The organism is Desulfovibrio sp. OH1186_COT-070, assembly GCF_003860215.1.
Lineage (GTDB): Bacteria > Desulfobacterota > Desulfovibrionia > Desulfovibrionales > Desulfovibrionaceae > Desulfovibrio.
This window is the reverse complement of the sequence record NZ_RQYH01000003.1, coordinates 104,471-126,675: the sequence shown is the minus strand read 5'-3', so window position 1 is coordinate 126,675 and position 22,205 is coordinate 104,471. Positions and strand designations below refer to the sequence as shown.

The 22,205-nt window shown below is 57.6% G+C and carries 25 protein-coding genes and 1 tRNA gene; 17 read left to right on the top strand and 9 right to left on the bottom strand.

Annotated elements, in window-relative coordinates; genetic code table 11:
* Positions 1 to 34: 34 nt before the first annotated feature.
* From rpsP to rimM, 3 genes are all read left to right on the top strand, one after another.
* On the top strand, positions 35 to 274 hold the full coding sequence (gene rpsP, locus EII23_RS01960; RefSeq protein ID WP_124791569.1) for a 30S ribosomal protein S16: 240 nt from the start codon (positions 35 to 37) through the stop codon (positions 272 to 274).
* Positions 275 to 431: 157 nt separating this feature from the next.
* On the top strand, positions 432 to 662 hold the full coding sequence (locus tag EII23_RS01955; protein WP_124791567.1) for a KH domain-containing protein: 231 nt from the start codon (positions 432 to 434) through the stop codon (positions 660 to 662).
* Positions 663 to 667: 5 nt separating this feature from the next.
* The gene (gene rimM / locus EII23_RS01950; RefSeq protein WP_260424552.1) at positions 668 to 1,189 is read left to right on the top strand and encodes a ribosome maturation factor RimM; all 522 of its coding nucleotides are present in this window, start codon (positions 668 to 670) and stop codon (positions 1,187 to 1,189) included.
* 66 nt (positions 1,190 to 1,255) lie between these two features.
* On the opposite strand, the gene EII23_RS01945 is transcribed toward rimM, so the two are convergent.
* Together EII23_RS01945 and mutM are read right to left on the bottom strand one after the other, a co-directional pair.
* Positions 1,256 to 2,158 (bottom strand): radical SAM mobile pair protein B, encoded by a 903-nt coding sequence (locus EII23_RS01945; protein WP_124791565.1) that lies wholly within the window; start codon positions 2,156 to 2,158, stop codon positions 1,256 to 1,258.
* A gap of 45 nt (positions 2,159 to 2,203) precedes the next feature.
* Positions 2,204 to 3,064 carry a bifunctional DNA-formamidopyrimidine glycosylase/DNA-(apurinic or apyrimidinic site) lyase gene (gene mutM, locus EII23_RS01940; RefSeq protein ID WP_124791563.1) on the bottom strand — a complete coding sequence of 287 codons (861 nt, stop codon included), beginning with the start codon at positions 3,062 to 3,064 and terminating at the stop codon, positions 2,204 to 2,206.
* A gap of 273 nt (positions 3,065 to 3,337) precedes the next feature.
* Between mutM and EII23_RS01935 the strand changes: the two genes are divergently transcribed.
* The 7 genes from EII23_RS01935 (at position 3,338) to EII23_RS01905 (ending at position 8,817) form a co-directional block, all read left to right on the top strand.
* Positions 3,338 to 4,135, top strand: coding sequence for an HpcH/HpaI aldolase/citrate lyase family protein (locus EII23_RS01935; RefSeq protein WP_124791613.1), 798 nt, complete (start codon positions 3,338 to 3,340; stop codon positions 4,133 to 4,135).
* Positions 4,132 to 5,046, top strand: a complete 915-nt coding sequence (locus EII23_RS01930) for an NAD(P)-dependent oxidoreductase (protein WP_124791561.1) — start codon at positions 4,132 to 4,134, stop codon at positions 5,044 to 5,046. Before EII23_RS01935 ends, EII23_RS01930 begins: the two co-directional genes overlap by 4 nt.
* Positions 5,047 to 5,119: 73 nt before the next feature.
* Positions 5,120 to 5,890: a 3-deoxy-manno-octulosonate cytidylyltransferase gene (locus EII23_RS01925; RefSeq protein ID WP_124791559.1), complete on the top strand. Its 771-nt coding sequence runs from the start codon at positions 5,120 to 5,122 to the stop codon at positions 5,888 to 5,890.
* Between the two features lie 8 nt (positions 5,891 to 5,898).
* Complete coding sequence (locus EII23_RS01920; protein ID WP_124791557.1) at positions 5,899 to 6,525, top strand: DapH/DapD/GlmU-related protein; 627 nt, start codon at positions 5,899 to 5,901, stop codon at positions 6,523 to 6,525.
* Between the two features lie 14 nt (positions 6,526 to 6,539).
* A complete protein-coding gene (locus EII23_RS01915) occupies positions 6,540 to 7,184 on the top strand; it encodes an HAD family hydrolase (RefSeq protein WP_124791555.1) in 645 nt (214 codons plus the stop codon).
* A gap of 30 nt (positions 7,185 to 7,214) precedes the next feature.
* Positions 7,215 to 8,279 (top strand): hypothetical protein, encoded by a 1,065-nt coding sequence (locus EII23_RS01910; RefSeq protein ID WP_124791553.1) that lies wholly within the window; start codon positions 7,215 to 7,217, stop codon positions 8,277 to 8,279.
* A 118-nt stretch (positions 8,280 to 8,397) separates the two neighbouring features.
* Positions 8,398 to 8,817 carry a hypothetical protein gene (locus EII23_RS01905; RefSeq protein WP_124791551.1) on the top strand — a complete coding sequence of 140 codons (420 nt, stop codon included), beginning with the start codon at positions 8,398 to 8,400 and terminating at the stop codon, positions 8,815 to 8,817.
* Positions 8,818 to 8,972: 155 nt separating this feature from the next.
* Here the strand turns inward: EII23_RS01905 and truA are convergent, their stop codons facing one another.
* From truA to thiD, 4 genes are all read right to left on the bottom strand, one after another.
* Positions 8,973 to 9,761 carry a tRNA pseudouridine(38-40) synthase TruA gene (gene truA, locus EII23_RS01900; protein WP_185702272.1) on the bottom strand — a complete coding sequence of 263 codons (789 nt, stop codon included), beginning with the start codon at positions 9,759 to 9,761 and terminating at the stop codon, positions 8,973 to 8,975.
* Entirely contained in the window at positions 9,758 to 10,786 is a 1,029-nt protein-coding gene (locus EII23_RS01895; RefSeq protein WP_260424551.1) for a MotE family protein, read from the bottom strand. The genes truA and EII23_RS01895 overlap by 4 nt, the downstream gene beginning before the upstream one ends.
* Before the next feature lie 19 nt (positions 10,787 to 10,805).
* Positions 10,806 to 11,243, bottom strand: a complete 438-nt coding sequence (gene fliJ, locus EII23_RS01890) for a flagellar export protein FliJ (RefSeq protein WP_124791545.1) — start codon at positions 11,241 to 11,243, stop codon at positions 10,806 to 10,808.
* A gap of 119 nt (positions 11,244 to 11,362) precedes the next feature.
* Positions 11,363 to 12,160, bottom strand: coding sequence for a bifunctional hydroxymethylpyrimidine kinase/phosphomethylpyrimidine kinase (gene thiD / locus EII23_RS01885; protein WP_124791611.1), 798 nt, complete (start codon positions 12,158 to 12,160; stop codon positions 11,363 to 11,365).
* Positions 12,161 to 12,439: 279 nt separating this feature from the next.
* Between thiD and EII23_RS13120 the strand changes: the two genes are divergently transcribed.
* The 7 genes from EII23_RS13120 to EII23_RS01855 all read left to right on the top strand — a co-directional run bounded on the left by EII23_RS13120 (position 12,440) and on the right by EII23_RS01855 (position 19,000).
* Positions 12,440 to 13,705: a hypothetical protein gene (locus tag EII23_RS13120; protein WP_221620358.1), complete on the top strand. Its 1,266-nt coding sequence runs from the start codon at positions 12,440 to 12,442 to the stop codon at positions 13,703 to 13,705.
* On the top strand, positions 13,702 to 14,253 hold the full coding sequence (locus EII23_RS01880) for a bifunctional adenosylcobinamide kinase/adenosylcobinamide-phosphate guanylyltransferase (RefSeq protein ID WP_221620356.1): 552 nt from the start codon (positions 13,702 to 13,704) through the stop codon (positions 14,251 to 14,253). The genes EII23_RS13120 and EII23_RS01880 overlap by 4 nt, the downstream gene beginning before the upstream one ends.
* Positions 14,247 to 14,891 (top strand): hypothetical protein, encoded by a 645-nt coding sequence (locus EII23_RS01875; RefSeq protein ID WP_124791541.1) that lies wholly within the window; start codon positions 14,247 to 14,249, stop codon positions 14,889 to 14,891. Before EII23_RS01880 ends, EII23_RS01875 begins: the two co-directional genes overlap by 7 nt.
* A 90-nt stretch (positions 14,892 to 14,981) precedes the next feature.
* Positions 14,982 to 15,057 (top strand) — tRNA-Ala (locus EII23_RS01870).
* 600 nt (positions 15,058 to 15,657) lie between these two features.
* The gene (locus tag EII23_RS01865) at positions 15,658 to 16,437 is read left to right on the top strand and encodes a hypothetical protein (protein WP_124791539.1); all 780 of its coding nucleotides are present in this window, start codon (positions 15,658 to 15,660) and stop codon (positions 16,435 to 16,437) included.
* A 726-nt stretch (positions 16,438 to 17,163) separates the two neighbouring features.
* Positions 17,164 to 17,994: an abortive infection family protein gene (locus EII23_RS01860; protein ID WP_124791538.1), complete on the top strand. Its 831-nt coding sequence runs from the start codon at positions 17,164 to 17,166 to the stop codon at positions 17,992 to 17,994.
* A gap of 28 nt (positions 17,995 to 18,022) precedes the next feature.
* Positions 18,023 to 19,000, top strand: coding sequence for a hypothetical protein (locus EII23_RS01855; RefSeq protein WP_124791536.1), 978 nt, complete (start codon positions 18,023 to 18,025; stop codon positions 18,998 to 19,000).
* 32 nt (positions 19,001 to 19,032) lie between these two features.
* Here EII23_RS01855 and EII23_RS01850 read toward each other — a convergent pair whose 3' ends face one another.
* From EII23_RS01850 to EII23_RS01840, 3 genes are all read right to left on the bottom strand, one after another.
* Positions 19,033 to 19,659, bottom strand: a complete 627-nt coding sequence (locus EII23_RS01850; RefSeq protein WP_124791534.1) for a hypothetical protein — start codon at positions 19,657 to 19,659, stop codon at positions 19,033 to 19,035.
* Positions 19,660 to 20,097: 438 nt separating this feature from the next.
* Positions 20,098 to 20,700, bottom strand: coding sequence for an Eco29kI family restriction endonuclease (locus tag EII23_RS01845; RefSeq protein WP_124791532.1), 603 nt, complete (start codon positions 20,698 to 20,700; stop codon positions 20,098 to 20,100).
* Complete coding sequence (locus EII23_RS01840) at positions 20,700 to 21,908, bottom strand: DNA cytosine methyltransferase (RefSeq protein WP_124791530.1); 1,209 nt, start codon at positions 21,906 to 21,908, stop codon at positions 20,700 to 20,702. Before EII23_RS01840 ends, EII23_RS01845 begins: the two co-directional genes overlap by 1 nt.
* Between the last annotated feature and the right edge of the window lie 297 nt (positions 21,909 to 22,205).

The window sequence follows — 22,205 nt, the reverse complement described above, 5'->3', positions numbered from 1 at the left end:
ACGATAACATGCAAAGAGAAAGGGAGTTTGACTCATGGCTGTAAAGTTGAAACTGACGCGCCTCGGCAGCAAGAAGCGGCCTTTTTATCGTGTGGTGGCCGCCACGGATGAAACCCGTCGCGATGGCCGTCCGCTGGAATTTCTGGGCTACTACAATCCCATGACCGACCCGGCCGATGTGCGGCTTGATGCCGACAAGATTCGGGAATGGCTGAACCGTGGCGCAGAGCCTACAGAAACCGTGCGCGCCCTGCTGAAAAAGCATATGGCGTAGCGCGGTCGTTTGCATTTGCGCGCAGGCATTTTTGTGCACTACTGGCCGCCGCCAGACCCATCGGCAAAGCGTTGGCTCCGGGGGTTCGGGTGTCGGCTTTTTCTGTCGGGCGGGCGCATTTCGTGTGCGCGCCATGACGCCTTTTGAGGGAATGCGCATGAAGGATTTGGTGGAATATATGGCCCGGTCGCTGGCGGAGTATCCCGATCAGGTGGAAATCACCGCGGCGGAAAACGAGCAGGGTTCCGTGCTGGAACTGCGCGTTGCCAGAGAGGATCTGGGCAAGGTCATCGGCAGGCAGGGGCGCACTGCCCGTGCCATGCGCGTCATCCTCGGGGCGGCATCCGCCAGGACAGGGCAGCGCGTGGCGCTGGAAATTCTGGAATAAGGCACATGCCCGAAGACTGGATCCAGATGGGCACGCTGGCGCGGGCCCACGGCATCAGGGGGGAGTTGAGCGTGGACTGGCACGCGGACTCCCCCCTTCTGGCGGACATGCCCCTCTGGCTGCGGGACGGTGGAGGCCATGTCCGAAAAGTCAGGCCCCGTTCCGTGCGCAGGCACAAGGGGCGTCCTCTGGTGCTGCTGGAAGGCGTGGACGACCGTACCGCTGCCGAGGCCCTGCGCGGCTGCGCGTTGCTGGTGCGCCGCGATGCCCTGCCCGCCGTGCGGGAAGGGGAGGCGTATGTGCGGGATCTTCAGGGCTGTCGCGCCGTTCTGCCGGACGGCACGGTGCTGGGCGTCATCGACCATTTCGAGTATCCCGCAGGGCGGGAAATATGGGTCATTCTGACAGACGATGGCCGCGAGGTGCTTTTTCCCGCCAGGCCGGAATTCATCGCCGCCTTTGATCTCGCCGCGTCCGCCGTTCACATTGCCCCGCCCGAGGGGCTTCTGGACATCTATCTTTCGTAATCCCTGTCGGCACTGCAGGGGAAGAATTTGGAATTTTGGGCATTTTTTGCCCATAACGGGCAGCCTTTAGCGGACGCCTCCAGCTTTCTGTGCTTTTTTGGCGGAAGGGACGATTTCTTCGTGGAAAAAATAGTTCACCACAACGGGCGGCGCAGCGAAGGGGCGCTGCAGGGAATCGTCATCGCGCACATAGGGCAGGCCTTCTTTCCGGGTAAAGGCGCGCAGTTCCGCGTCCATTTCCGTCCAGTATCCTTTGTCGCCCCTGACGTAGATGCTCTCGTAGAGTCCGGACAGTGCCGGGTATCTGGCGGCGATATAGTCCAGAATGTCTTTTTTGAAGCCGCCCCGCAGGTTGAGGTTTTCCAGCCACACAAGATTGCACTGGCTTTTGGCCCGCCGGATGATGGCGCAAGGATCGGTGATGCCGGGGAAAATGGGAGAAATGAAGCAGGTTGTCCGCACTCCGGCTTCATGAAATGCCTTCATGGCCGCAAAGCGCCGCTCGATGGAAACCGCCTTGTCCATATCGCGCTGAAAGGCGTTGTCCAGCGTGTTGATGGACCATGATACCCGTGCGCCGGGAAAGGTCTTGATGATATCCAGGTCGCGCAGCACCAGATCGGACTTGGTGGCAATGCTGATGGAACAGCCGCTGCCCTGCATCTGCTCCAAAAGCGCCCGCGTGCGCCTGTAGCGTTTTTCCGGAGGCTGGTAGGGGTCTGTGACAGAACTGAAAAAGATTTCCTTTCCGGCGAATTTCTCCGGTCGGGACACGGGCGGCCACTGCTTCACATCCACAAACGTGCCCCACGGTTCCGGATGGTTGGCAAAACGCTTCATGAAGGAAGCGTAGCAGTAGCGGCAGGCATGCACACAGCCCACATAGGGATTGGCAGAATAGTCGGCCACGGGAAGGTTGGACTTTGTCAGGATGTTTTTGACAGTGATTTCTTTCAGGGCAATGGTCATTTTTCTCTCCGCTCCGCCACTTCTCCGCGCGGCCGTGGGCAAAGGTCATTTCTGGCAGCGCGGGCAGAAAACCGTGCCCCGTCCCGCCACCCTGATTTTTCCCAGAGGGCGGCCACAGATCCGGCAGGGCAGGCCGCCCCGTCCGTACACGGCAAAGCTGTTCTGAAAGGCGCCCACATTGCCGTTGGCATCGCGGTAGTCGCGGATGGAACTGCCGCACTGGGCGATGGACTGCCAAAGCACGGCCTTGAGAGAGCGCAGCAGCCCGCCGCGCTGCTTGGCCGTGAGCGTGTCGGCCCTGCGGCGCGGATCCAGGCGGGCGGCAAAGAGGCTTTCGTCGGCATAGATGTTGCCGATGCCCGCAATCACCCTCTGGTCCAGCAGCGCGGCCTTGAGCGCGCCCTTTCTGCCCGCAAGGCATGCGGCAAAGCCGTTTTCGTCCAGATCCAGAGGTTCCGGCCCGAGCTCCCGCCAGAAAGACCACTGTTGCAGGATGGCTGGCGTGGCTGCCAGCACCACTCCAAATGCGCGGATATCGTCAAAAAAGAGCTGCGCAGCGGCCCCGTTGGGTGTGCGCAGGGCAAAGACGCAGCGGGTGTGGGGGCCGGGCTGCTCCTGCCCGGAGCGGACCGTGAGGCGTCCGGTCATGCGCAGATGCACGGCCAGCACCAGATCGGGCATGCCGCGCACGGCAGCGTTGTGCGCATTGGCGGCATCCAGTTCCAGCAGAAGAAGTTTGCCGCGCCGCCGCACAGTGCCGATGCGGCAACCGCACAGACTGTCCGGCGGAATGCTTGCGGCATGCAGGCTGGAAGGGCGCAGGATTTTTGCGCTCTCAAGAACGGCATTGTGCACCAGGGGGTACAGCGTGCGGGCCACGGTTTCCACTTCGGGCAGTTCGGGCATCGGGATACCTGAAGGTTCAGGGGGGCGGAAAATTGGCGTTTGCCGTTTGTATGTCGTCTTTTTTTCGTGCTTTGGCAAGGGATCCCTCCTGACTGATGCCAAACTCCGCCAGTTTGCGCCATCCAGGCCGCGACCTGCTCGCAATTTCCGGGGCTGCTGATTTTGTCAACGGCCGGGGATGGCAGGCGCGCATATTGCGCGCATGCCCGCCTGCGCGTATAAGAAACACCACGCTGCGGCGTTCGCATGCCCAACCTTTCTGGAGGCCCGGCCATGACCATACGCGACATACGCGCACTTCTCGCGCAGGACAGGCCCACCGTGGGAACCTGGCTGCAACTGCCTTCGCCCGATGTGGCAGAACTCATGGCCCGCGCCGGTTACGACTGGGTGGCCGTGGATATGGAGCACGGCTCTTTTGGCCGCACGGGCCTGCCGGACATTTTTCGGGCCATCGAGTGCGGCGGGGCGGTTCCCTTTGCCCGCATCGGCGAGGCAAAAAAAACCGAAATCAAGTCCGCGCTCGAGGCGGGGGCGCAGGGATTGATTTTTCCCATGATCGAGAGCCGGGAGCAGCTTGACCGCGCCATTGATCTGGCAACCTATCCCGGACAGGATTTTTGGCGCGCCTCAGGCTCTGTGGCGGCGGAATACCGCGGGGTGGGCTATTGCCGCGCCAATGTTTTCGGCAAGCATTTTGACCGCTACCGCGAAGAAGTGGCCCCGGAGATTTTTCTGGTCGCGCAGATCGAGCATGTACGCGCCGTGGAAAATCTGGAAAGCATCCTGACCCACCCGCGTCTGGACGCCATCATGGTTGGTCCCTACGATCTTTCCGGATCCATGGGGCTGACGGGCCGTTTTGACCATCCGGACTTTGCGGGCGTCATGGAGCGCATTGCCCGCATGTGCCGCGATTGCGGCATGCGCATGGGCCTGCATATCGTCCGCCCCGATGCGGCCGAACTGGCGCGGCAGGTGGCGGCAGGCTGCCGCTTCATCGCCTACGGCATAGATTCCGTTTTTCTTTGGGGGGCGGCGCAACGCCCCCGGCAGGGAGAAAACCAGTGAAAATTACCGTTTTCGGCGGGTCCGGCTTTCTGGGCTCGCACATTTGTGACAAGCTTTCCCGGGCGGGGCATGCCGTCACTGTTGTTGATCTGCACCCCTCGCCCTGGCTGCGCCCTGACCAGACCATGCTCACGGGCGACATTCTGGACGAAAAAACCGTGGACATGGCCGTGCAGGGCGCGGACATGGTGTTCAACTACGCGGGCATTGCCGATATCGGCGAGGCCAACAACCGTCCGGTGGACACGGCCAGAATCAACGTTGTGGGCAATGTCATGCTGCTGGAGGCCTGCCGCCGGGCGGCAGTGCGGCGCTATGTTTTCGCCAGTTCCCTCTACGTCTACGGCGCATCGGGCGGGTTTTACCGGTGCAGCAAGCAGGCCTGCGAGCTGTACATCGAAAACTATCAGGCCATGCACGGCCTGCGCTACACCATCCTGCGCTACGGCTCCCTGTACGGTCCGCGTTCGGACAGGCGCAATGCCATCAACCGTTTTGTGCACGAGGCCCTGAGCAGCGGAACCATCACCTATTACGGCGCGCCTTCGGCCCTGCGTGAATATGTGCATGTGGACGATGCCTCCACCGCCACCCTGTCCGTGCTTGCGCCCGAATTTGAAAACGAGAACATCATCATCTCCGGCAACCAGCCCATGCGCGTGGGTGATCTGTTTACCATGATCGGCGAGATGCTGGGCAAGGAACTGCGCGTCAACTACCAGCACGACCCCAACAGCGGCCATTACCAGATCACGCCCTACGCCTTCATGCCCAGGGTGGGGCGCAAGCTTGTGCCGCCGCTCACCGTGGATCTGGGGCAGGGCATTTTGCGGGTCATGGAAGAGGAGCACAGGAGCATGCATTCGGGTCTGGCATCGGAAGGCGGATACCTGGTATCCACAGACGATTGATTCCCCTTTTTCCCGGCGGGCTTTCCGCATTCGCGCGGACTTGCCCCGTTGGCCAACCACCAAGGAAAAACCGATGAACATTGTGGCCATTATTCCCGCCCGCATGGGTTCCAGCCGCTATCCCGGCAAGCCTCTGGCTCTTATCCACAACGTGCCCATGGTGGGGCATGTGGCTTTTCGCACGGCCATGAGCGCCACGCTTTCGGCCACCTATGTGGCAACGTGTGATGAGATCATCAAAAATTATTGCGAAGGAGCTGGCCTGGCCTGCGTCATGACCGGCGACCACCATGTGCGCTGCTCCACGCGCACCGCCGAAGCGCTGCTCAAAATCGAGGCGGAAACGGGAAAAAAGGCGGATATCGTGGTCATGGTGCAGGGCGATGAGCCCATGGTGCGCCCCGAAATGATCGATGCGGCCGTGGCTCCCATGCTTGAGGATCCCTCCATCAATGTGGTCAACCTCATGGCGGACATGGACACCCTGGAGGAATTTGAGGACCCCAATGAGGTCAAGGTTGTGGTGGACCGCTTCAACAATGCGCTTTATTTTTCGCGCGAGCCCATCCCCTCGCGCAAAAAGGGGGCGGAAAAGGTGCCCATGCGCAAGCAGGTCTGCATCATCCCCTTCCGGCGCGATTATCTGCTGCGCTTCAACGAACTGGAAGAAAGCCCCCTGGAAATCTATGAGTCCGTGGACATGATGCGCATTCTGGAATACGGCGAAAAGGTGCGCATGGTTCCCACCTCCTGCCGCTCCTGGAGCGTGGACACGCCCGAGGACTTGTGCCGCGTTTCCCGCCTGATGGAAGGGGATGACCTCATGCGGAAATACGGCGGATAGGCTGCGTCATGGCGTGCCCGCATTCCCCCGGTTGGCAGCGTCGGCTGGCCGCGGCTCTGGAGGAGCTCTGGATAGCGGCCTTTGCCTGGATTCCCACTCCGCTGGGGCTGCTTTTGCGGCTTGCCGCCTGGCGCTGGATTTTTGCCCGTTGCGGTTCGGCGCGTTTCGGCACGGGGTTGAGCCTGTCCGGATGCGCGCACATGCGCGTGGGCAACGGGGTGCGGCTGGGGCGGGGCTGCATTCTGTCTGCCACGGAGGGCGAACTGGTGTTGCACGATCATGTGGCGCTTTCGCCCCACGTTCATGTGGGGGCGGATTCCGGCCGCATCGACATCGGCGCGCATACGGCTGTGGGGCCGGGCACGGTCATCCGCGCGGCGAACCACTGCATCAGTCGGCAGGATGTGCCCATCATGCATCAGGGGCATGTGCCGGGGCAGATTGTGATCGAAGAGGATGTCTGGATAGGAGCCAACTGCGTGATCACGCCCGATGTGCGCATCGGGCGCGGTGCGGTGGTCGGCGCGGGCGCGGTGGTGACGCGCAATGTGGCTCCCTTTTCCATTGTGGGCGGCGTGCCCGCCAGACTCATCGGCATGCGCGGTCAGGATGACAGTGCGCGCCGCATGCCCTGACCCCGGAGAAAATCATGGCTGTGCACTGCATTGTTTTTGACTGTGACGGAGTACTTCTGGACAGTGTGCCCGTGAAAACACGGGCCTTTCGCCGCCTTGCCGAGCCCTTCGGCCCGGAAATCAGGGATCGCTTTGTGCTCTTTCACGAGATGCACGGAGGCGTCAGCCGCTATGCGAAGTTCGCATGGCTTTTCAACGAGGCGCTGGGGCGTGCCATCACTCCTGATGAATCCGAAGAAATGGGCCGCCGGTTTGCGGAATACGCTCTGGACGAGGTGCGGCGCTGCCCCCTGATTCCCGGTGCTGCGGAGGTTCTGGACACATGGGGCCGTACGCTGCCCCTGTACGTCTGCTCGGGCGCGCCACAGGAAGAAGTGCGCATGGTGCTGCGCGAACGCGGTCTGGACGGGTATTTTCAGGCCATCCACGGCTCCCCGCCCGGCAAGACGGCCCTCTTGTCTTCCATTGTGGCGGCGCTGCCCGTGCCCGCCAGTGAGGTGCTCATGGTGGGAGATGCCTTCACCGACCGCGATGCCGCCCGTGAGGTGGGAACGCTGTTTTACGGCGTGGGCGAACTGCTCCGGGGGGGAGACGACCCGTGGGGGCCGGATTTGACGAGCTTTACCGCATGGCTGACGGTGTACGGGGCGGCGTCCTGATCCGCCGGGAAGGGGCGTGAGGTTTCGTCCATGAACATGCTGTATTCCCTGCTGCTGACAGCGCTTCTTGCCGTGGGAGGCTGCGACTCTGCCGACAGGAGAGCGGAGCCTCCCGCAACGCCGGAAAAGACGCCGCCTGCGGTTGCCTCCGGGGCTGTCATTTCCACGCCCGAAGCGCAGGCTCCGGCCTCCGCCGCAGCCAGCGAGGCTTCTGCCGCTTTTGCCGTGCCCGCAGACGATTCTGCCGCACCGCCGGATGCCGGAGCAGCGGAGCATGCAAACGCTGTTTTGGCATTTTATAACGGCGCTGTCGGCGCCCTGGGCGAAGGCCGTTATGGTCAGGGCGATGCCATCAGGGTTTTTGCCGAGTTCTACGCGCAGGAATGGCAACTGGCCAAACTGCCGCCAGCCAGACACGCCGAAGACAAAAATCTGGCCCGCAGGCTGGTTCCGCCGGAGAGTCTGTTCACCCCGGAAGAGCGCGCGGCGCTGGCCAAATGCGTCAGCCGCATGGACAGGGCACTGGACTCCATGCGAGCGGATTACCGCGCGCTGGAACGCTACATGAACGATGCCTCCGTGCGGGACGACGGGAACAAGGGCAGAAATCTGGTGAACAGCCTGCGCGCGGGGCATGAGGATTTTGCCGGGGCCCGCGAGGAATTTCTGAATATCCTGGAACCCCATGCCGCAGCAGCCGGGGAGCTTTTGCTGCGCGGCCATCCCCTCAAGAGGCAGATTCAGGCAGCGGAGCGCATGTTTGCGCTTTTTCGCAAAGTGGCCGTTCTGCTCGCGCCGGAAAAACCGGACAACGAAGGTCTGGCCGCCCTGCATGCCCAACTGTCCGCCCTTCTGGCCGATGCCGCCAAGCCTCCGTTCCGGGCCGTGCCCGGCGTGGAAATGGCCTACCGTGCCTTTCTCCACAAGGCCGGGGCCTATGCGCACCTTCTGGGCCAGGGGCTGGAGGAGGGTTTTTACGCACCCCGGCGGCAGGAGATGAATCTGGCGGCTGGCGGCTGCCACAGCGCCTACAATGCCTTTGTGCACGCGGCCAACAGCCCGCAGGCGATTTTGGGCAGGCCGTCAGGCTTCTGACGGCGGCGCGGGAGGCCCCCGCATTTTTCCGGAAATGGCGTAGTGTTTTGCTGGCAAGCATTTTGCAAAAGAAATATGCGACAGGGTGACACGTCACCCGCCTGCAAGGAGGTGCAGCATGTTTTTTTTGCTGGGAAGCCAGGAAAAAAAAAGCCGCAAGGCCGAAAAACGTCCCCGGAGTACGGGCGCCAGCGAAATGGCGCGCGAGGTTTTTCTGGCGGGGCGCTTTCCCGTGGTGACAACGCATCAGGTGGAAGGACGGCGTATTGCCAAGGTTCTCGGCCTGGTATGCTGCCGGGGCTTTGACTCGGATGAGGCCTTTTTCGGCATGACCACGCGGGCCATGAACAAGGGAGCCCAGGCCATTGTGGGCTATTGCGAGAATGTGGCCTTTCACCCCGACGGCAGCAAATATTTTTCCTGCTTCGGCACGGCCGTCATGTTTGAATACGATCCCGCGGATCCCGAATCCCTGCCGCTCATGTTGCAGCAGAAGCTGCGGGAACAGGAGTACGCCTCTTTCAGCGAAATCGTCTGATACGGATTTCTCCCCTCTGTCGCGACCTTTGCGCGGCAGAGGCCGTTTTTTGCAAGCGTGCCGCAGTCTTTTTTCCGGAGAGTTTCGGCTCCCGCTCCGGTCTTTGCCGGAGCGGGAGCCGTGCGCGTTTCAGCATGTCCGCTGGCAGGGGTGGTTCAGGCCGTGGTCGGGGCGTAGTCCACGCGGGCCAGCGCCAGCCCCTGGGCTGGAGCCGTAACCGAGGGCAGGGCACGTCTGTCTTCTGTGGCCAGCAGTCCGGGGATGGCGTCAGGGGGGATTTTCCCCTGCCCGCAGGCGGCCAGCAGGCCAGCCATGTTGCGCACCATCTGCTTCAAAAATCCGTCAGCCACAACAGTGAAGCGCAGCAGCGGGGCATGGGGGGGATAGTACTCGCAGGGCGGCATGGAGCACAGGGTGGCGGAAAAGACCGTGCGCACGCTGCTTTCCATGTCTGTTCCCGCATTGCGCAATGTCGAAAAATTCCGCGTGCCCGGCAAATGCGCCATCCCCTCGCGCATGGCGTCAGCATCAAGGGGGCCGCAGGGCCAGACAAAGGGAGCCAGGTGCGGCGGCACAAAGGCACGCTCCTGCCAGAAATGGTAGATATAGGTTTTGTGCAGGGCGTCCTTGCGGGCATGAAAGCCGGGAGGGGCCGCGACAGCGTTCAGGACGCTGATGTCCTGCGGCAGCAGGGCATTGAGGCTGCGCTGCCAGTTGAGTCCACTTTTGGCATCGGGAATGTCCGCATGCGCCACCTGGCCGTGGGCGTGCACCCCTGCGTCTGTTCTGCCTGCGGCATGGGCGCGCACAGCCTGACCGGCGACAGTGCGCAGGGCACTCTCCAGAGTGCCCTGAACAGTGGGCGGCGGTGAAGGTTTTTCCTGTATCTGCCAGCCGCTGTAGCGGGAGCCGACATAGGACAGAAGCAGTTTGAGGCGCATTATTCCGGCAGCCTCATGCGGGTGATGAGTTCTGTCAGCTTGGCGGTTTTTTCAGGATTGACATAGGTGAGGATGTCCCCCGACTGCTTGGGCGACATGCCCGAAAGGATGCGGATGGCCACACGCTCTTCCATGCTTTCCAGCGCTTTGGCCGCAGCCTTGGGCTTCATCTGGGTGTAGGTGAGGATCAGGCGGCGCACCTTGTCTTCCTCCAGCCCCCGCGCCTCGCGGATCATGTCCTTCACTTTTTTTTCCGTTGCTTCCATTTCCTTGAGGCGCTGATCCATCTGCTTGCGCAGGGTAAGGATGTCCTGCTGCTGGCGGTTGAGGTCCTGCCCCGTCATTTCCGGCGAGGGAGCCACAGAGCGTGTGCCTGTGGCGGGTGCGGGCGGGGAAACGGCAGCAGGAGCACCGGGCAGGGAGGGGATTGCCGCATCGCCGCCAGCGCCTCTGGGGCGCAGGGGCAGGGGCGCGTTGTCGTTGCGCGGCTCTGCGGCAAGAGGGGCGGAGGCGTTTTGTACGGGCTGGTTCTGTGCCGCCGGGGCAAAGGGCGACTGCGCTCGACCCGGCGTCTGCGGAACAGGCATGTCCAGAGCGGCGGCATGGGCCGCCTGCACGCTTCCCAAGCGGGGAATGGGCAGACGGCTGATGCCCAGAGCGTCCATCCAGCCACTTTCGGCAGGAGCGGGCTTGGGGGCGGAAGCCAGCAAAAGGCCCGGAGCGGGCGCGTCCGTACCCGGTTCAGCCTGCGGAAGGGGCAGGGCCGGAGGAGAGTCCGCAGAAAGAATCAGAGAGGGGTGGGCATGGCGATCCGCTGCGGAAAATGTTTCTGCACGCGCGGAAGGGGCGGGCAGGGGAACATCCGCCGGAGGGGAGGATTCCCTTGTTGTGGGCGCGGACACGAGTGCCTTGCCGGTGGCGGATGCGGTTTCGTGCCCCGCAGGGGCTTCCGTATCGCCGGGGGCCAGCAGCAGGCGCACGTCCGCCAGCAGCAGCCCGAGGAGGCAGAGCTTCAGAAGGCAAAACACCCCCAGACAGCGGAAAAGCCTAGAAAGGTGAGATTTTGTAACGGAGGGTGGCTGCTTCGTCATTGGCGCGCTGCTCCTTGAGGCTGTCTTCGCGCATATGCCGCTGGCAATGGCGTTCCTTGAGCTTTTCCAGCACTTTTCTGTCCATGGCCCGGGCGGCCAGCAGTTTGCGGGCTTCGTCCGTCAACTGTTCCTGCATGCGTTTCTGCAGGGCGGCGGATGCCACATCTGCCTCCAGCCCCTTGATGTGCTGTTCGTGCAGCCAGCGGTCGGCTGTTTCCATCAGGGGCGCGGCGGCAAGGGCGCTCCGGGCTTCTTGCAGTTGGGCCGCAAGAGCGTCAAGGAGAGCGCCTGCTTCTTGCAGACGCTGCCGACACCGGGCCAGCCGGACCTTGGCTTCCTCTTCGCACTGCTCCCGATAGTCGAGAACTTTTTGCATGCCGAACCGAAAAGACACACGCACCGCCTGGCTTTTGACACTCGCACAATCCGGAAAAGAGTTTTGCAAACTGTGGGCCAATGAAGCCGGAAGGCATGGGCATGCTGCCGCAGTCTTGCGCGTGCTGTGCGGCATCCTCACCCGGCTCCGGCCGCGTGATTCACGGGGCCGCACCCTTTGCCGGGGGCATAGCTTTTGCGCAGGGCCAGGTTGAGATAGCGTTGCGCCCTGACCACCGCCGCCTGGAGGGGCAGCCGCAGGCCAAGCCCTGTGGCGATGGCCGCTGCCAGCGTGCAGCCCGTGCCGTGATTGTTGTTTGTTTCCACCCTGGCCTGGGGCAGAAATGCGGGATCTTCTCCGGGGCGGCACAGACAGTCCGTCACCATGACCGTATTTTCCATATGCCCGCCCTTGATGAGCACGGCCCCCGCGCCCATGCCCAGCAGTTTTTCTCCTGCTGCTGCTGCGTCATCCCGGCTTTTGATGGTCATGCCGGTGAGCATCTCGGCCTCGGGGCGGTTGGGAGTGAGCAGGGCGCAACCGGGCAGCATTTCTTCAATCAGGGCGGTTACGGCATCTTCCTGAAGCAGGCGGCTGCCGCTCTGGCTCACGGATACGGGGTCCACCACCACGGGGAAGGACTGTCGGCGCAGCACAGGAGCCACCGCTCTGATGATGTCTGCAGAAAACAGCATGCCCGTTTTGGCCGCGGCCACAGGAAAGCCCTCCAGCACCGTTGTGAGCTGAAGGACGACAAAATCCGGATCCGGCGCGTGGGTGCCCGTGACCCCCAGCCCATTCTGGGCGGTGAGGGCGGTGATCACGCTCATGCCGTAGCCGCCCAGGGACATGATGGTTTTGATGTCTGCCTGAATGCCCGCGCCTCCGCCCGAGTCGGAGCCGGCAACGGTCAGAATGTTGGGGGGATTGATCATGGTGCCCTCGCTCTGGTTGGGGCGCGCTTTTGCGCGCACGCAGTGCCCGCACTCTGCCCTATTTTTGCGCACGGCGCAAATCGGGAAAAAGTCTGGAAAATCTCTTCACAGGCGAAAAAAGCGGTGCTAGGCTTGCTGTTGTATTTTGCCGCCCGGCAAACTGCTGGCCCGGAGGGCGGTGCGCCCGGAGACAGGGCGGGCTTTGCCGTGTGAGGCAGGAAAGACAGGGCGCGGCCGGGCTTTTTTCAGGGTGCGCGCCCCGCACAGAGGAGAAAGAGCATGAAACTGCAAAAAAAAACGCTGGACGTTCCGGGCATCGCGGAAATTCCCCGTCCCGACCCTTCGCGGGCCGGGCATCGCACGGCGTGGCTTCTTGCCCTTCTTGCCCTGTGCGCTGTCAGCCTTGCGGCGTACTGGCTCACGCGCGATGAAGATACCCGTGAGCAGTGGCGTGATCAGGCCGCCAGAATTATCGACAATGCCACCAGCGGAACCCCTCTGGCGGGCGTGAGCGGATTTTTGCAGCCTCCCCCTCCGCCCCTGCCCGCCTCGGTTCTTGCCCCGCCCACAGCGCCCGGAACCCTGTCCGGCCGCAATGTGCAGGGCCGGGTGGGGGGCGGGGAGGATGCGCAGGCCGCTTCCGGCCAGTCCGGCACTCCCGGCGCATCTGGCGTGCCCGGCCCGGTCGGCGCCGGGCAGGCATCACTCCCGAAGGTGACGGAAGACAGCCGGGTGCGGCCGCAATTTGTGGAAGATCTGGCGGCATATCTTGTTTCGCGCTTCCGGCCGGGGCAGAGCGGAGGGGAACTCCGCGTCAGCGTGCAGGATCTCAACCAGCGGTACGGCGTTCGCCTGCCCGGCCCTGAAGAGCAGGGCAAGGCCGGGCGGGAGGCGATTTTGCGCTACGCCTTTCATCCCGCCATGCTGCAGGGGCTGTATGGGCTGTACGTCGAGCGTTTTCTGGAAAGTCTGGAGCGTGAGGCGTCGGCCAAGGGTTTGTCAGCCGTGCAGACCGGGCAGTTGCGTATGGCGCTGGCCGGGCGGCTGGTCATGCTGGCCGGGGCGTTGGAGGGCGTGGACGCCACGGCGGACCTGGGCACAAGGCTGCGGAACATGGAAAAGCGCGCACAAGACGTGGTGGACATCAATGCCCAGATGGCGGAAGCTGTTTTTGCTCTGGATCAACTGCGCGAAAGCAATGCGGGCGATGCGCAGTTGTCTGTCGCACGCTTGCGGGTAGAGGGACTGGGCGCGCGCTACCGGCGTGCGCTTGAGGAGCGCGCGGCAGCGCAGCGCGCTCTGCTCGGGGCTGTCAGGCAGTCTGGGGGGCAGGCCCTGGGGGACGATGACCTGCTTTTTGTGGCCCAATGGGTGGACCGCCGCATGCGGCAGGGCGAGCAGACCTCGGCATCGGTGCGCAGTGCCGCTGCCATTCTGCGCGACCTGGCCCGGCGCAGTGCCCACAGGCCCCAGGGTCTTGCCGCGCCGCAAGCATCGGAGCTTCCAGTCCCTCCACCTTCCGGACAGAAGGGGGAGGGGCGTTGAACGCGCCTTCCGTGCTTTTTGTGGGCGGCGTGCGCAGCGGAAAAAGCGCACTGGCCCAACGCTGGGCCGAAGCCCGCTCCTTTTCGCGACTCTATGTGGCCACCTGCCGGGCTCAAGATGCGGAGATGGCCGCGCGGGTGGCCCTGCACCAGAAGCAGCGCGGGCATGGCTGGCATTGTGTGGAGGCTCCGCTGGATCCGGCAGGCGCTGCGGAGAGTTTTCTGGCCGGACAGGACGCGGGAGTGCTGCTGCTGGATTGCGTGAGCCTGTGGGTGGCAAACCTTCTGGAGTGCGGGCTGGAGCAGGCGGCACTGCTGGAAAGCGCGGAGCGCCTTGCGCAGTGGGTGCGGGATGCGCCGCGGCCCGTGGCTCTGGTCAGCGGCGAAAGCGGTTTGGGCATGGTGCCGCTGTCTGCTGTGGGGCGGAATTTTCAGGACGCGCTGGGGCTGGTCAACCAACGGCTGGCTGCGGCGTGCTCTGCGGTGGTTTTTGTGTCCTGCGGGCTGCCTCTGGCGCTCAAGGGATGCGTGCCGGAGGAAATATGCTGAACAGGTTTGCGGCATGCGGTATCTTCTTGTGTTTTCTGGGGCTGTTTTTCGGCCCCGCAGCCCCCGCCGTGGCCGATGATCCCCGCGAGTGTGTGCTCCTTGCTGGCAGGGCGCTGGACAGTGCCGATGCCGCGGGCTTTGAACGCGCTGTGGACATGGATTCTCTGCTGGATCAGGCGCTGGATGTGCTTGCGCGCACATTGCAGCAGCCCGGCGCGGCCCAGGATCTGCCTCCCATGCTGGCCATTCTGTTCGCGCAGGCTGCCCGGGGAGACGGGGCTGCCGCCGGAGCCCGCGCCCTGCTGCGCGCCGAAGCCCGGGCTTTTGTCGTGAATGGTATCGCCTCCGGGGCTTTTGCGGGGCAAAAGCCCACGGGCCGTGCTGCACAGGGCTTGCTTGCGCCGCTTTTTGCCGATGCCTCCACAGGCCGCAAGGAGGTGCGTCAGGTGGGCGCTGCCCGCCCTGACGGTGCGGGCTGGCAGGTTCCCTTTGTGCTCCGGGACTGGGGCAACGGGCAATCGTATGACCTTGTGGGGCGCGTCACCATGACAGAAGGGCAGCCGCGCCTGACAGGCCTGGACAACATGGAAGACCTCGTCCGCAGGATTCTGGCGGAAGGCCGCGACGCAGCACTGTGAGCCGCGGCCGCATTGCCGGGACATCTCCCTGCCTTCTCAAGGCTTGACAAAAATGGAAAATGCTGCCTATAAATACTGATTGCGTATTTTGGGGAAGTAGCTCAGCTGGGAGAGCATCGCCTTCGCAAGGCGGGGGTCGAGGGTTCAAATCCCTTCTTCTCCACCAAACACACATGACCAGTTGAAATAAAAAACTGGTTATAAATAAAGCTCTTATTCTTTAGTGTAACACAAATATGCTACACACGGGGAATGAGAGCTTTGTCATTCCCCGCCCCTCTTTTTGGTGTAGCCCCCTGAATTCGGACAAGAGCCCGAATCGCTAAAAAGCAAGAGCGGCAAGGTTTTTATACCTTGCCGCTCTTTATCAACCAAAATTTGGCGTCCCCAAGGGGATTTGAACCCCTGTTGACGGCGTGAAAGCCGTTACACAACCCCACGTCACCGTACAATTTCAAGGGGTTACACATGCACGACGGTACAGAAAATACACAGCGGTACACAGCGCGGTACACAATTTAGGTACACAGTCCTCGTTTTCTTTCCCCTTCCAAACGGGCTATTTTGCCTCTTTCTGATCGCCGTAACCGAGCGGGCGTTTCTTATTTGTTTTGCTGTCTGCGGGCTGCTGCGAGTGCAGCCACAAAATAGACTGGTCGCCGGTTCAACTCCCCAATCGGGATTTGAAGTGCTCCCCATTTTCATTTGGATTTTTGTCAGCGGCTTTTTCAGCCGTTGTTTTCAATTTTATCCCGGCGAGTAACACATGCCGGGAAATCGCTGTGGGCACGATCCTTGTTGCCCCGCGCTGACGCCAGCCCGCCCTATCCGTAAAGGCAAGGGCGGCTTGCCGCGCATCCTCTCGCTTGCCGCAGAGCGGGCAAAGGCTTGGTATTTCCACCCTGGAAAATGCAAGCCCTTGCAATCACACCCGCACCGGAAAACCCGTTCCGAGCGCCGGGAGGCTTGCCAGATCGTCATTGAGACAATCCTATCCCATCTTGACCTAGCCTCTCTCTGTCTCGGTACGCCAACCATTGATGCCGGATTCATCGACATTGACATGCGAACCATAGTCCGAGATTCCGGCATCGGCCAGCGCCGTTGTGAGCGGGCTATTGCCCTGCTCAAAGAGGCGGGCTTTATGAAGGTGCAACAGCCTCGCGCCATAAATGATCACGGTGATTATGTGGGCTTGCGGGCAATCCGCGTTGTGACCAGCCTCTTTTTTGAGTTTCTTGGCCTTGGGCCGATGCTCCAGCGGGAAAGAGCCAGAGCTACCGCAAAATTGCAGCGCAGGGCCATGAAAGCCCAACGCAAGCTGACTGATCTCATGCACCGAATGACCAAAGGGCTTCGCAACTCATTCACATTCAAGCCGCAACGCTCCCGCGCAGATCAGGAAAAGCGCGACGAAGAAACACGGCGCTGGAACATGGCTTGCGCGAAATATATGATTGCCGATCTCGATCCAGACGAGTGCCGACGACGAACAAACGCGGAACTTGGATTGCCAGCCGACTACAGCCCCGGCAGACACGCTTAGAAAAGAGCGCGCATCTAGCTTTATGGGAATTTCCTAAGTTCTGAATATTTTCCAGCCGTGCTGTTCTCCCCAAAATCCAAGTTGTCGCCACAGGGCTGTTCATGAAAGTGTTCTCTCTTTGTTATGCAGCTAACGCAAAAAATAGGTGTCGCAGAGTTGGCCCATAGGTGTCGCGCATAAAAACCAAGAGACAAAAAATTAAGAAAGGAAAAGGAAGGAAGCCAATCTATACGGATTATTTTTCGGTTTCGGCATCTGGAATCCCAGAAATCGAAAACGGAAAAGACAAGCGCCTTCGGCGCGGCCAATAAATGAGTGAATCGCGATTTTACCCTATGAGAAGCTTTGCAATCTGATTAAGATGACATGCATTTCTGTAATACCAAACCAATATATTACACCAACTAGAAAACGTCGTTCCTGTTCGCCAAGTGGAAAATATTGTACTTTATGCTCGTACAATTGCTGCCAGAAGTGTTTATGCTGTCAAAGATTCTATGAATTTACTTTCTGTACATTATCAAACAGGCAAAATACAATAAACACCTTCGCATAGCGGGAACCACAGGTTCAAGATTTGTACTACCAAGCAAATTCAAGAAGTTGCGAAAATGATTCGTAAATTCAATTTGGAGAGGGGGATTTTGCCCTGCTTTTGCCCCGCTGGGGTTGAATGGGGCGAAGGTGTGGTATATTTAAAGTAATCAAACAGGAGAATATCCCCTAATGACATTGTCCCGTATACCCCGTCCAATTATTGGGCTTGTGGCTGAAATCATCAGCCAATATTACTCACACGCACAGCTTGATAATTTGTTCTTGCAGGCGGACGCTCCTGGAGAATCTCCGGTCGGCAACAAAATGGTAAAATGCCAAGCTTGGCTCGCTCGGTGCAATCAAGAGCAAGTTGACGGGCTACAAGTGCTGGGTGCTGTCATTGAAGATTTTATGGAACGGATTCTTGATCTGACTGACACATGGGGAACCCCAAACAAATGGGCCGAAGAATGGCAAGGCAATCGCGACAAAATACACGAAGCGTTGATGACACATGGCCTAACATACTTCTCAGGCGGAAAAATTTATACTGTCGGCGCTACGGGAGCCGTCAAATCTCTTGAGCAGATTCTCAAAAATAAAGATTTAGAAGCTGCGGAGCTGGAATTTGCACGGGCAATGGAAAATATTTCCATAGACCCTCCAGCTAGCCTGACAGCTGCTTGTGCAATTATTGAATCAGCTTGCAAGTTGTATATCGAAGAAAAGGGGTTAGCTCTTCCGAAAGAATGTTCCATAAAACCCCTCTGGGTTATCGTAGCCAATGATTTGGGCTTTGATGCTGGAAAGGTAGAGGATAATGATCTTCGTAAGATTCTTACTGGCCTTAGCTCCATTGTTGACGGCATTGGTGCCCTGAGGACACACGCAGGTTCGGCGCATGGTCGTGGTGGGATGCGATATAAGATACAGCCACGACATGCCCGCCTTGCTGTACATGCAGCACACACACTGACTGTTTTCCTTTTTGAGAGCTGGGAGAACAAAAGATCGAGCTAAGGCTATGATAATCAAAAATATATGAATTATGAATAATGAACTTGTTAAAATTATAAAACCAGGTCTTTTTTCAGACCAGAACTCCTATTGGGCTATGCACTATTGTGCAATATTTGAAACACTATACGATCAAAAAACAATTGAACATGGATTTCAAAAGAAATATATGCTTGGAGTTGAGCCAACATTAGAAAACTTGGCTGCAAAAGCTGGCTTTGCATTTTTTTATCAGATTCGGCAGTCCCTGCAGAATTTCGGCCTACAATGGCTTTTGTGTCATTTTCTATTAAGTAGCCAAGGAGAACCAATTTTTCGGAATATAGTAGAGAATCTTTCAAGCCTATATGACTATGACTTTACAGGAAGAGCTCAAGAGTATGGAATTTTTATTTCAGGAAAAGATTTTTTGACCGGTGCGAATTTCGCTAAAAACTATAATCCAATATTAGCCGGTCATGGCTTTTTGACACTACAAGATGTTGCGGAAAAAGTTGCCTTTGCTGACATGTGCTTTTTCTTTAAAAAAGAAGAAAATACTTACGCCATTCTCGGTGAAGTAGAGGGAAATTACGGTGCTCGCCTACTAACCAGCCCGTTTTGGGAGAAAAAGAAAGGGCAATATTACTCTTTCGGAATTGGAGTTAAGAAAAAAGATTATACACTAAATACAGTCAATGAAAAAGTATTGCCACCTGTAATTATTGGGCAATGGGTACGGACACCTTACGGAGATAAATATGTCATTATAATTGAGAGCGATCACGATGTCATAAAAGACTTTCATAATGCTATTGGGACTGTTCAGTTGTTTATGACAATGGGGCCAAATCAAAGGGCTAATTACGATCCCACATTGCTACCAGTCTTGAATTTAATTAAGCAGCATTGGGATAAAGACATTGTAGAATTAATTTTACAGCTTCGTAATCTCTTTGATGTTAGTAAATTCGCTACACTTGGCACTAATCAGATCGTAGGTAAAACCATTCCTATTATAACCGCATAAAAATAGTAGGATATTGGTACTATTAAAGATAGCTACCGTATTATCTGGGCGCCTTTGACAAAATCGATAAACTGCGCTGGAAAATAAGACAATTCCACGCTTTTGGCACACAAAGTTATATCTCTAAACAGCAGTGCGAGCGCTGATTCATAAATTGAATGGCGGGTAGCCCCATCCTTTTTGTCAGAATTAGTATAACTTAGCATAGAAAAATAAGGAGTTAATACATCGTCTGTCTTTATCTTTAGGGCAGCGTCCATATCTAAATTGTCAATTGCGTTTTTATCGAAGAGGTATATTAAATCCTGAGCAACAAAAACAAAAAAGACAACACTATCTAACAATTTAATATTTTTTGAAATAAAACTTATGACATCATATTGATTAGAAGGTCTGGCTTTTACCTCTATAATTGCCACATTTTTTCCATTGATAAGTTCTAAATCTGCACGATATTTCATGCTTGGAACAGCTGCACCCTCTACCTCCCACTCCCCGGACTTTATTTTCATCTCAAGGCATGAGCCACAAACATTAATCTGATTTCTATTTGGCCCCCATACAACCGTAAGCGGGCCAACGGTTTTTTTTGCCTCACAACCTTTCCCTTGAATATCACAGGCTCCAGCTACAACCATACCACTCGTTTCTATTAACATTTTTTATAAGACCTCGTTTAGTATATGCTGGGCGCACTTATGAAGAGTGGCCCTGTCGTCGTCAGATAGTGCTGGATAAAAAGCAGCGTGAAGACACGCTTCAGCTTCTTCAATTAATGCACCAATACCATCAAACGGCCTAGAAATTCCCATTCTATGTCTTTCGGCATGGGCTAATTCATGAGCGAGACAGGCTAATATGCTTAACTGCGAATGCGGCAAAAGACACATACTACTAGGTAGCGGGAGGACATCTGTTCCTATAAATACAACCTTCCTGGCATAGTCATATCGCGTATGAGATTTTTTACTAGAATGGTCAAAAATTATGCGTACGTTTCTACGCCGCCCTCCAAGGACTGCCCATTTGTCCTTGCATTCTTTTATGTGTCCCTGCCGTAAGGGGGATCTATTTCGCATTCCAAAAAGAAGCATCTTTTATCTCAAAAATGTGGATAGCTCTGTACAAATCGCTTCTGCCGTATCATAACGACTAGAGCACCTCAGTGCCCATTCGCGTCCAGGATGTAAAGTATCCCATTTTGACCGCATTTGCTGATAACGTCCTTTACCTGGGTCATGATTACCAAAGCCGTCAATAAGCTTGTTCCATACGGGCGAGAACTTGGCGATAAGTAAAGATTCCCCCAGCGGAATCCAAATATCTTCAACTACCAAAAAACGGCAGAAAAAATCCTCAATGTTCAAGTTTTCCGCCAGAATAATGCTCTCGGCATGTTCCCGCAGTCGTTTGTAAAGAGCTTGCCCCGGTTCAGAGTCTACGCCAAAGTTGCCTTTTCTGGCTCCGGGGGGAACCGCTTTGCCAACATAGATTGGGGCGGCGAACTGGTTGGCTTGATTCTTTGCGCTCAAAGGACGGTAAGCTTCAAAGCCTCCCGTATAATAAATGGCATAAATGCCAGCACCGACAAACGGCTCCAGACTGCCTAGCGAGTGTATATCGCTCTCAAGCATGGCGTCTGCCACGCTGTTGCCAAGGTTCGTCTTAGCCAGCGGGTTATACGGGGAATATTCTTTCATCAGGCCACACGTTTCAGTTTGGAGATAATTTTCTGAGCTTCCGCATCAATCAATTTTTCCGCAACGCTAGCCGTTATAATGCGAGCAAGGGCGACAGGGACGGCGTTGCCAAGCTGACGCATTGTTTCCGTCCATGAACCATGAAAAACATAGGTATCGGGAAACGTCTGCAACCGGGCGGATTCGCGTACGGTAAAGTAGCGCACTTCGCCAGTGGGCATGACAAGCATATTTTCGCCACCGGGAACGCCATGGTCGCCAGCTTTCAGCGTTTTGGCAGGCAAGTCCAGTGGGCTACCCGTGTGGCCCTCATAGGCGCGGGCACCGTCTTGAAAAGTGTGGTTATAGTGCCGCGAAGACTGTTTTTTATTTTTGGGGTCTGGCAGCCCCTGAAGCGCATCACGCACGGTCAGCCAAGGTTTGCCAAGCGACTCTTGAGAAAAGCCACGGAGTCGTTCAATGCGAGCAGTAGACTTGATTTTCGTTTGTGGGCGTTTTTTCAAGATAACTTCGTGCCTATCCCAATATTCACCGCTTACATACTGGCTGTAGAGCAAAGCATCCTGGGCGTGTGTTGCCTCCGGGAAAGACCAGCGAACGCCCATGTCGTGCCGAAAGCCGACAATAAATACGCGTTCCCGACGTTGCGGGATGCCATAGTCTGCGGCGTTAATTACGCGGCAAACCAAATCATAGGTCAATCCATTCGTCTTGCCTGAAGTTTTTTCTTTTTCTAGACGCGCAAGATGCTCCAGCCAAGTTTCCTTTCGTCCAATGGTCAATTCAGGAAAGGTTAGTTGCAGGAGGGTGTATTGTAGATAATTTGCGAATGTGGCCCTGGTAAGACCCTTAACGTTTTCTACTAAAAAAGCCTTGGGGCGAAGTTTGCGGACAACATCAATCGTCGTGGGGAACATATCCCGCTTATCTGAAGAGGCTCTATGTTTTCCGCCAAGAGAAAAAGGCTGGCATGGCGGGCCACCAGCAACAAGATCAATCTCGCCAGAAATGCCGGAGAAGTCGAATAAGCGAACATCCCCCTCATGGACGGGCCAATCCGCCACAAGAGGGTTCTGGCGCTGCTGATTTTCACGGATGGTATCACAAGCCCACTTGTCCCACTCGATAACGGCTTCCGGCGTAAAACCAGCCAAAGAGGCGCCAAGGGCAAGTCCACCAGCACCAGCGAATAATTCTATAGACTTCATAACTATCCTGCCCCTTGAGTTTACTTGGTCACTATATATGGGGAGCCAAGCGGTTACAATATCAAAATGGGCGGATTCCTCCGGAATTATCCTTACACTAGGCAAAGTTTGCCTCGAAAGCAGCTTTATTTTCGGGCGTGTACCTCAAAGGTTTGTCCAAGAACCTTTGAATGAGGATTAAGCGCACGCGGATACGTTTGTACCATAAACGGAACCCCTCATACACAAACGCATCTTGCCATATACGAACGGAACACATTGTAAATGTTCGTATAGTTTCTCCAACCCCCTCCAAAA

What these genes read in the sequence shown, in the direction of transcription:
- rpsP (WP_124791569.1), top strand. Translation starts at nt 35, where the DNA reads ATGGCTGTAAAGTTGAAACTGACGCGCCTCGGCAGCAAGAAGCGGCCT.
- EII23_RS01955 (WP_124791567.1), top strand. Translation starts at nt 432, where the DNA reads ATGAAGGATTTGGTGGAATATATGGCCCGGTCGCTGGCGGAGTATCCC.
- rimM (WP_260424552.1), top strand. Translation starts at nt 668, where the DNA reads ATGCCCGAAGACTGGATCCAGATGGGCACGCTGGCGCGGGCCCACGGC.
- EII23_RS01945 (WP_124791565.1), bottom strand. Translation starts at nt 2,158, where the DNA reads ATGACCATTGCCCTGAAAGAAATCACTGTCAAAAACATCCTGACAAAG.
- mutM (WP_124791563.1), bottom strand. Translation starts at nt 3,064, where the DNA reads ATGCCCGAACTGCCCGAAGTGGAAACCGTGGCCCGCACGCTGTACCCC.
- EII23_RS01935 (WP_124791613.1), top strand. Translation starts at nt 3,338, where the DNA reads ATGACCATACGCGACATACGCGCACTTCTCGCGCAGGACAGGCCCACC.
- EII23_RS01925 (WP_124791559.1), top strand. Translation starts at nt 5,120, where the DNA reads ATGAACATTGTGGCCATTATTCCCGCCCGCATGGGTTCCAGCCGCTAT.
- EII23_RS01920 (WP_124791557.1), top strand. Translation starts at nt 5,899, where the DNA reads ATGGCGTGCCCGCATTCCCCCGGTTGGCAGCGTCGGCTGGCCGCGGCT.
- EII23_RS01915 (WP_124791555.1), top strand. Translation starts at nt 6,540, where the DNA reads ATGGCTGTGCACTGCATTGTTTTTGACTGTGACGGAGTACTTCTGGAC.
- EII23_RS01910 (WP_124791553.1), top strand. Translation starts at nt 7,215, where the DNA reads ATGAACATGCTGTATTCCCTGCTGCTGACAGCGCTTCTTGCCGTGGGA.
- EII23_RS01905 (WP_124791551.1), top strand. Translation starts at nt 8,398, where the DNA reads ATGTTTTTTTTGCTGGGAAGCCAGGAAAAAAAAAGCCGCAAGGCCGAA.
- thiD (WP_124791611.1), bottom strand. Translation starts at nt 12,160, where the DNA reads ATGATCAATCCCCCCAACATTCTGACCGTTGCCGGCTCCGACTCGGGC.
- EII23_RS13120 (WP_221620358.1), top strand. Translation starts at nt 12,440, where the DNA reads ATGAAACTGCAAAAAAAAACGCTGGACGTTCCGGGCATCGCGGAAATT.
- EII23_RS01875 (WP_124791541.1), top strand. Translation starts at nt 14,247, where the DNA reads ATGCTGAACAGGTTTGCGGCATGCGGTATCTTCTTGTGTTTTCTGGGG.
- EII23_RS01865 (WP_124791539.1), top strand. Translation starts at nt 15,658, where the DNA reads ATGCCGGGAAATCGCTGTGGGCACGATCCTTGTTGCCCCGCGCTGACG.
- EII23_RS01860 (WP_124791538.1), top strand. Translation starts at nt 17,164, where the DNA reads ATGACATTGTCCCGTATACCCCGTCCAATTATTGGGCTTGTGGCTGAA.
- EII23_RS01855 (WP_124791536.1), top strand. Translation starts at nt 18,023, where the DNA reads ATGAATAATGAACTTGTTAAAATTATAAAACCAGGTCTTTTTTCAGAC.
- EII23_RS01850 (WP_124791534.1), bottom strand. Translation starts at nt 19,659, where the DNA reads ATGTTAATAGAAACGAGTGGTATGGTTGTAGCTGGAGCCTGTGATATT.
- EII23_RS01845 (WP_124791532.1), bottom strand. Translation starts at nt 20,700, where the DNA reads ATGAAAGAATATTCCCCGTATAACCCGCTGGCTAAGACGAACCTTGGC.
- EII23_RS01840 (WP_124791530.1), bottom strand. Translation starts at nt 21,908, where the DNA reads ATGAAGTCTATAGAATTATTCGCTGGTGCTGGTGGACTTGCCCTTGGC.